General features: G+C 46.8%; 8 protein-coding genes. 4 read left to right on the forward strand and 4 right to left on the reverse strand.

What is annotated here, in order from left to right; genetic code table 11:
* Both IQ219_RS13325 and IQ219_RS13330 read right to left on the reverse strand, forming a co-directional pair.
* A partial coding sequence (locus tag IQ219_RS13325) for an ABC transporter permease (protein ID WP_194072928.1) occupies positions 1–799 on the reverse strand: 799 nt, incomplete at its 3' end.
* Positions 800–812: 13 nt separating this feature from the next.
* Positions 813–1,223 (reverse strand): pre-16S rRNA-processing nuclease YqgF, encoded by a 411-nt coding sequence (locus IQ219_RS13330; RefSeq protein WP_194072929.1) that lies wholly within the window; start codon positions 1,221–1,223, stop codon positions 813–815.
* Positions 1,224–1,473: 250 nt separating this feature from the next.
* Between IQ219_RS13330 and IQ219_RS13335 the strand changes: the two genes are divergently transcribed.
* The 4 genes from IQ219_RS13335 (at position 1,474) to rfbB (ending at position 6,797) form a co-directional block, all read left to right on the forward strand.
* A complete protein-coding gene (locus IQ219_RS13335) occupies positions 1,474–1,773 on the forward strand; it encodes a hypothetical protein (protein ID WP_228017072.1) in 300 nt (99 codons plus the stop codon).
* Between the two features lie 29 nt (positions 1,774–1,802).
* Positions 1,803–4,628: a replicative DNA helicase gene (gene dnaB / locus IQ219_RS13340; protein ID WP_194072930.1), complete on the forward strand. Its 2,826-nt coding sequence runs from the start codon at positions 1,803–1,805 to the stop codon at positions 4,626–4,628.
* Between the two features lie 128 nt (positions 4,629–4,756).
* A complete protein-coding gene (locus tag IQ219_RS13345) occupies positions 4,757–5,674 on the forward strand; it encodes a MoxR family ATPase (RefSeq protein ID WP_194072931.1) in 918 nt (305 codons plus the stop codon).
* 94 nt (positions 5,675–5,768) lie between these two features.
* Positions 5,769–6,797, forward strand: coding sequence for a dTDP-glucose 4,6-dehydratase (gene rfbB, locus IQ219_RS13350; protein ID WP_194072932.1), 1,029 nt, complete (start codon positions 5,769–5,771; stop codon positions 6,795–6,797).
* 59 nt (positions 6,798–6,856) lie between these two features.
* Here rfbB and IQ219_RS13355 read toward each other — a convergent pair whose 3' ends face one another.
* Positions 6,857–7,123 carry a hypothetical protein gene (locus tag IQ219_RS13355; protein WP_190597835.1) on the reverse strand — a complete coding sequence of 89 codons (267 nt, stop codon included), beginning with the start codon at positions 7,121–7,123 and terminating at the stop codon, positions 6,857–6,859.
* 131 nt (positions 7,124–7,254) lie between these two features.
* A partial coding sequence (locus tag IQ219_RS13360) for an elongation factor G (protein ID WP_194072933.1) occupies positions 7,255–8,134 on the reverse strand: 880 nt, incomplete at its 5' end.

Consider the following 8,134-nt stretch of genomic DNA (forward strand, 5'->3'; position numbering starts at 1 on the left):
ATACGACACAGGCTTGGACGTATTCCTGTTGTTTGAGGGAAAGTACTTGGCCCCGAATTACCCTGGCTAACCCAGACCAACTGATAAAAGAGGTAATTACCACAATGAGCAATAACCGTTGAGCGCTACCCAAACCGGGGGGCAGTACCGCCGCTAGGGCCACCACCAGGTAAATGCCGGGGATGGTCATCAGCACTTCCACCAAGCGCATTAAAACCACATCTAGCCAACCGCCGAAGTAACCAGCCACGCCCCCCACCACCATACCCAGGGGAAAGGAAATGGTAATCCCAATCAGCCCAATAAATAAACTAATGCGGCCGCCGAATAACAGACGACTAAATTGATCTCGTCCCTGTTCGTCTGTCCCCAAAAGGTTCAATTTACCGGGCCCTAGGGTGCCAATTAAATGGCGATCGCCTGGGATGCCTGGAAAAATTTCCACCGGGGTAAAACTGGGCGGTAAGGGCAATTTAATTTGTCCCCAGACGTAACCATCTCCTTTAACCCAAAGGCGGACTGGGGAAGGTTGGCTGAAATCCACTTCTAGGGGTCTTAATCCCGTTTCTAAATTCGTGGGCAACTGGCGGGTGGGATAAACAGTGGGCCCGATCCATTGCCCCTCCGGTGATTGCCAATAGATTTGGGTAGGGGGCAACAGGGAACCATCTACCTGGGCATTGTAGGGATTGTAGGGGGCAAAAATATCCGCGCCAATGACAACGACGTAAAACAACAACAGCAGGATGGCACCCCAACGGGCCAGGCTATTGCGCCGCAGTTTTTTCCACCAATCCATAAAGATTTGTCCCCTAGCAACGGCCGCTATCCAAATCCAGATAACGCTCAATCAACAAAATAGCAACAATATCATCCACTGGGCGGGGGGGAGTCCTTAAACCGAGGGGTACCAAACGCCCCAATCCTTGGGGGGGATACATTTGCCAGTATCTCTGCCTGGCTTCCACAGTACTATTTTTTTCGTTTACCAATGCTAGGGCCATGGCTGGGGGCAAATAACTTTGCAGTTGTTTTTGCCATTGTTTAGCAGTGGTTTGATTACCCATTACAACTTGTCCCACTTTATATTGCTTACACAGGGCCGGTAACCGCTGGGGTACCTCCTGGGCCGAGATGGTTTCGTGGTACAAAATTTGGCGATCGCCAGTCATTACCGCCACCCCGCATTTATCCCGACCGGGGTCAAATCCTAAATAATTCATACAATTTGCCAAATTTTTCACCGGGCTAACGTCCCATGGTAATGGTTAGGCCGTTATCACAAAACTAGTCCTCAAAAGGCGTTGCCAAGGCCTCATACCATTGAAAAGTACCCTCTAGATCCTCCCTGTAACGGAAAATTGTTGGCAAACTCCTTGATGGGAATTGAAGGTAGGTTTTCCTTCTGCAGTCGGTTCCGGGTCTGATAGAGAGAAAAGACCGTTGAGTATATCATGGGCATATAAGACGTTTTTGTTGGTTGCCACTGCCTTGCATAGCGAAGTTATTTGTTTTCCTCAATTGCCCCTCGCTGTTTATCGGGAAATCGCGGCCCATGTGCAACAGCTTGCTGGTGTGACCGCTACCCTTCTAACTCCCACTTTTACCCAGTTTGACTATTACAACAGTCAGGTGGGCGGCCTAGAGCTGACTCTACAGGATGATCTTTCCCCTGGCGATCGCCAAGTTATTGAGGAAATTTTGGCCTTCTATGCCGGTCGATATGGAACTCCAGAGCGACGACCCGCCATGGTTTCTTCCTACACCGCCTAGATTCCATTGCCCCTATTGCCCTCAATTTGATGGTTGCTAACCCTGCCCTGCCCCCCCAAAACATTGAAGCTGAAGAATACATTCTCGGGGGTATTCTGCTGGATCCAGAGGCGATCGGTCGCATTATTGACCTCCTAGTGGTGGATGCTTTCTATGTCAAAGCCCACCGCTTAATCTACGAGTCCATGCTCAGCCTCCATGGCCAAAGTCAACCCACGGATTTAATGTCCGTCAGCAGTTGGCTCCAAGACCACCATCATCTAGAGGTGATCGGGGGCATGGTGAAATTAACTCAGTTGTTGGACCGTACCATTTCCGCGGTGAACATTGACCGTTTCGCCGTTCTGGTCATGGACAAATATTTACGACGTCAACTCATTGCTGCAGGGCATGACATTGTTGATTTGGGTTATGAAACCAGCAAAGAATTAGAAACAATTTTTGATGAATCGGAACAAAAAATATTTCGCCTTACCCAATCCCGACCCCAAGCAGGGTTAGTACCGCTATCGGAAACCTTAGTTAATACCTTTATTGAGCTAGATAAATTACACGAAAAATTATCCAGTCCAGGGGTGGAAACCCAATTCTATGATCTTGATGCAATGACGGGGGGATTACAACGGGCAGATTTAATTATTTTGGCTGGAAGACCATCGATGGGCAAGTGCTGTGCGGCTAACTCAGAAATTGTTTTAGCAGACGGTCGTATTTGTACAATTGCCGAAATTTATAAGCAAAAAAAGGCAGAATTATTAACTCTTAATCAAGATTGGAAACTTGATTGGGCTAACCCTTCAGACTTTATTGATGATGGCATTAAACCGGTTTTTCGTATTACCACAAAATTGGGACGTTCCCTAGAAACAACATTAACCCATCCTTATCTAACCATAATGGGTTGGCGGGCCCTTGCCGATTTAAAAATTGGAGATAAAATTGCTGTCCCTCGTCATCTGTCCTGTTTTGGCAACGAAATTTTAAGTGCTGGCAAAGTTAAACTATTGGCATACTTGCTCGGTGATGGAGATCTGACGGGAACCTGTGCTCGATTTACCAATATTAACCCTAGAATTCAGGCAGACTTTGAAGAAGCAACCAAAGACTTTGTCGGCATTAAGGTTGTTGTTGAAACCTCTAATAATACCCGCACTCCGACCCTACGAATTTCCAAGGATGTCAAACTTATTGCCAAGAAAAGAAAAATTTTTGCTGAAAATTTCAATAATATAATTAAAGCTAGCTCTTTAAAAACCAAAGAATTAGCTAGTAAATTAAAAGTCAGTATTGGTAGTATTGATAATTGGAAAAAAGGTTGTTGTTTTCCAGAGAAAAATAAATTCGAATTACTTTGTCAGACCTTGGGAGTCGCACCTAGTCTATTATTACCTCCAAAATCACAGGCAACGGAACTGATAAAAAATGGAGCTAGTAGCGTAAAAATTTGGCTACAAGAACTAGAAGTAGATGGTAAAACTGCCCACACAAAAACTATTCCTGATCTGGTTTTCCAATTAGAAAAATCTTCCCTGGCTCTGTTTTTAAATCGTTTATTTGCAACAGATGGTTGGGCCAGCATTCTTAAAAGTCAGCAAATTCAGCTAGGTTATTGTAGTGTCAGTGAAAAACTAGCTCGACAAGTTCAGCATCTTCTCTTAAGGTTTGGCGTTGTTGCAAAACTCAAAAAACGAGCAGTTAAATATAATAATCACTCTAGAACTGCTTGGCAATTAGATATTACCGACACTCATTCAATTAAAAATTTTGTTGAAGAAATTGGTATTTTTGGTAAAGAAGAGAGAATTGCCGCTATTCAATCTTTGCTAATCAATAAGAAATACCAAACTAACAGTGATCTCATTCCTGTAGAAGTTTGGCGACAACTGAAGTTAGCTAAGGGCAGTGAATCCTGGTCTTCTTTAGCTAAACGTTCTGGCATTGTCAATGGAAGTAATCTCCACGTTGGCAAAAGAGCTTTAACAAGAGAGCGTTTATTCAAATTATCCAGTTCGCTAGCAAATATCCCTCTTCAGCAATTGGCAACTAGCGATGTTTATTGGGATGAAATTGTTGACATTGAATCCGTCGGCTTCAAGCAAGTTTATGATTTGACGGTGCCAGTAACCCATAACTTCATTGCCAATGATATTTGTGTGCATAACACAGCCTTTGGATTGGGAATTGCCGCTAACATTGCTAAAAATCAAAATTTGCCAGTGGCTATTTTTAGTTTAGAAATGTCCAAAGAACAGTTAGCATTAAGACTGTTAGCCAGTGAGTCTTTAATTGATAGTAACCGCCTGCGGACAGGCCATTTTAGCCAGGCGGAATTTGAGCCTTTAACGGCGGCCATGGGCACCCTTTCTAGCCTGCCCATATACATTGATGATACGGCAAGTATTTCAGTGACCCAAATGCGTTCCCAGGTACGTCGTCTTCAAAGTGAACAAAAAGGCCCCTTGGGCATGGTTTTAATTGATTATTTGCAATTAATGGAAGGGGGCAGTGATAATCGGGTGCAGGAGTTATCAAAAATCACCCGTTCCCTCAAAGGTTTAGCCAGGGAAATTAATGCGCCGGTAATTGCGTTATCTCAGCTCAGTCGAGCAGTGGAATCAAGAACTAATAAGCGACCAATGATGTCAGATTTGAGAGAAAGCGGATCGATCGAACAGGACGCCGATTTAATTATGATGATTTATCGAGATGAATATTATAATCCTGACACCCCAGATCCAGGGGTAGCAGAACTGTTAATTGTTAAACATAGAAATGGGCCCACTGGCGTAGTCAAATTATTATTTAAACCAGAATTTACCCAATTTTTAAATTTGCAACAGAGTCGGGACTACTAGATTTGCGAAATTTGTCCATCAGCAGGCTTTGCAAATACACAGTTACCTTGGACACATCGGGTGCGGTACAGTAAAAGCTGTTAATTTGTTATCCAAACCACCCTAGCCTTCGCTGCTATGCTTCCCCTATGCGAGAACAGATTTCTGTCCTTACCCAAAATCTTAGTCAAACCATTGTGGGCAAGGATGAGGCCATTCGTTTAGTGTTGGTGGCCCTGTTGAGTGGAGGCCATGCTCTGTTGGAAGATGTGCCCGGTGTGGGCAAAACCCTCTTGGCCAAGTCCCTGGCTCGTTCTATTAACGGTAAATTTCAGCGGGTGCAGTGTACCCCCGATTTATTGCCCACCGATATTACCGGCACTAACATTTGGAACCCTAGTAGTCGTGAGTTTGAGTTTTTGCCTGGCCCGGCCTTTGCCAATATTCTCCTGGCTGACGAAATTAACCGTGCTACTCCCCGCACCCAGGCGGCTTTGTTGGAGGTGATGGAGGAAAAACAGGTCACAGTGGACGGTGAAACCCGGTTGGTGCCCCATCCCTTTTTTGTCATTGCTACCCAAAATCCCATTGAGTATCAGGGGACTTTTCCACTACCGGAGGCGCAGTTGGATCGTTTTGCCCTTTCCCTTAGTTTGGGTTATCCCTCGGAAGCAGAGGAACTGAAAATGCTCCAGCGGCAACAAAATCCAGAGGCGATCGCCGTAGGGGATTTACAATCCTGTATCTCCTTGGAGGAAGTGGAGGCATTGCAACAGGCAGTGCGGCGGGTGAAATTAACGGAGGATTTACAACAATATCTCCTGCGCTTAGTGCGGGCGTCCCGAACGGATGAAGATGTGACCTTGGGTGTCAGTCCCCGGGGGACAACAGCTCTGCAACGGGCCACCCAAGCCTTTGCCTTTTTGGAGGAACGGGACTATGCCATTGATGACGATGTCAAGTTTGTGGCCCCCCATGTGTTGGCCCATCGGTTAATTCCCGCCAGTGGCAAAGATCCCAAGGCAATTTTGCAAAGACTTTTAGACCGGGTTCCCATTGGTGATTAATTGGGATCATTGGGCTTCCAATGGTGAGCAACTCTGAAGCTCCAACATCCATGGTTACTTTCGCTAACTTGTCATCTTCTAACAGTAATTTTCCATGGCCAACACCCCAATTTTGATTACCGGTGGAGCAGGCTTCATTGGTGCTAATTTTGTTTACCATTGCGTTCAAACCTACGGCGATCGCCCCATGGTGGTTTTGGATGCGCTCACCTATGCGGGGCATAGAGCCACCCTAGCTCCTTTGGAAAAACTGCCTAATTTTCGCTTTGTCGAAGGAGACATTGGCGATCGCCCTTTAGTGGATCAACTATTAAGGGGAGAACAAATTGAAACCATTGCCCATTTCGCAGCGGAATCCCATGTGGACCGATCCATTCTTGGTCCTGGAGCCTTTGTGCAAACCAATGTGGTGGGCACTTTCACCTTGTTGGAATCCTTTCGGCAACATTGGCAAAGCCGAGGCAAACCGGCACAGTTTCGTTTCCTCCATGTTTCCACCGATGAAGTTTATGGCAGTTTGGCCCCCAATGATCCGGGTTTTTCAGAAACCACTCCTTATGCCCCCAACAGTCCCTATTCCGCCTCCAAAGCCGGCAGTGACCATTTAGTGCGGGCCTATTTTCACACCTACGGCTTGCCCACCTTAATTACTAATTGTTCTAATAACTACGGCCCCTATCAGTTTCCCGAAAAACTTATTCCCCTAATGTGTCTTAACATTTTGCGCGGAGAAAAGTTGCCGGTGTATGGAGATGGGCAAAATGTGCGGGATTGGCTTTACGTCCAGGATCATTGCCAGGCTTTAGACCTGGTTTTAACTAAAGCTTTGCCGGGACAGACCTATAACATTGGCGGCAACAATGAGGTTAAAAATATTGAATTGGTGGAACTTTTATGCGACCTCATGGACGAATTAGCTCATAATTTGCCAGTTAAGCCGGCCCGAAAACTGATTAGCTATGTCACCGATCGCCCTGGGCACGATCGCCGTTACGCCATTGATGCCAGCAAAATTAAACGGGAATTGGGCTGGGAGCCAGAAGTGACAGTGGAACAGGGATTAAGACAGACCGTGCAATGGTATTTGGACAATGAAGCTTGGTGGAGACCCCTGTTGGGGTAACGGGTCTTTGGCAGGATGATTGCTGCCCCGTAAATGTTTCCCGACGGATTGGGCAATATTTATTGTTGGGGCTGATTTTGATTGTTTTGTTCTATCTGAATGCGGAGGGGGGCATCGGGTTTTTCCGTTAGACCGAGGCTATTGAGCACTTGCACCACGCCAAAGGCCACTAAGACCCCCAGCATTAGTCCTCCCACCACTAGGATCACAAACCAGTTCCGGGCTTTACGTAGGGCTTCCTCCCGTCGGGCCCCAGTGATGTCATCATATTCATCCAGATTGGAATTACCGTCGTTGGAGCCACCGTTGGGGGAAGGGAAAACCATAAAATTTTAGGGCGATCGTCAAAATAGCCCCTTAAGATTATCTCGATTTTCCGCGCTGGCAAAGGCCAAACTCCCCCCATCCTGCTCAAATCCTAAAATTGGAAAGGATCAAATTGGGGTCCCTAGGCGGATTACTCCGATAATTTAGGCGCAAATTTATCCGGCACCTCCTGAAGATGGTCAAATTGCCAAGTGAAAGTTCCCACCCCAACGGTCAGGGAACGCAGTTCGATGATGAAATTTTGTATTTCCGCTTGGGGTAAATGGGCTGCTACCTGGTCCCAATTTTTCCAATCGGAGCGGGCTTCGTAACCTAAAATTTGGCCCCGGTGCCCACTGACCAACTGCAACACCCTAGCAGTGAACTCCGCAGGGGCCACCACTTCTACTTGCAAAATTGGCTCTAACAACACTGGTTGACATCGGGGCATTCCTTCCGTCATGGCAAGGCGAGCCGCCTGTTTGAAAGCCTGTTCAGAACTGTCAACATTGTGGTAGGAACCATCGGTTAGAGTGACAGCTACATCCACCACCGGATAGCCAAGGGGACCCTTAGCTAGATACTCCCGCACTCCCATTTCCACCCCGGGGACATACTGTTTGGGCACCACTCCCCCCACAATGGTTTCACTAAAGCTAAAGCCACTGCCCCGTTCCAGGGGTTTGATGGTGAGGTGCACATCCCCAAAGGCTCCATGGCCACCAGTTTGATGTTTATAGCGACCGTGAACTTGGGTGTCCTTGCGGATAGTTTCCTTGTAGGGCACTTCAGGTTGGCTGGACACCATGGGCAGTTTATATTGCCTTTCCAATCTTTCCAGCGCCACTTTGAGATGGATTTCCCCTTGGCCCCAAAGGATTACTTCCTGGGTTTCAGGATTTTGTTCCCAGGTGAGGGAAGGGTCTTCTTCCACCAATTTTCCTAGGGCAGTGCTGAGTTTAACCTCATCTTTCCTCTGTTCCGGGGCGATCGCCAGACCATAGACCGGGGGCAGGGGGTCAACGAAGGGG

The organism is Synechocystis sp. LEGE 06083 (assembly GCF_015207725.1).
Classification (GTDB): domain Bacteria; phylum Cyanobacteriota; class Cyanobacteriia; order Cyanobacteriales; family Microcystaceae; genus Synechocystis; species Synechocystis salina.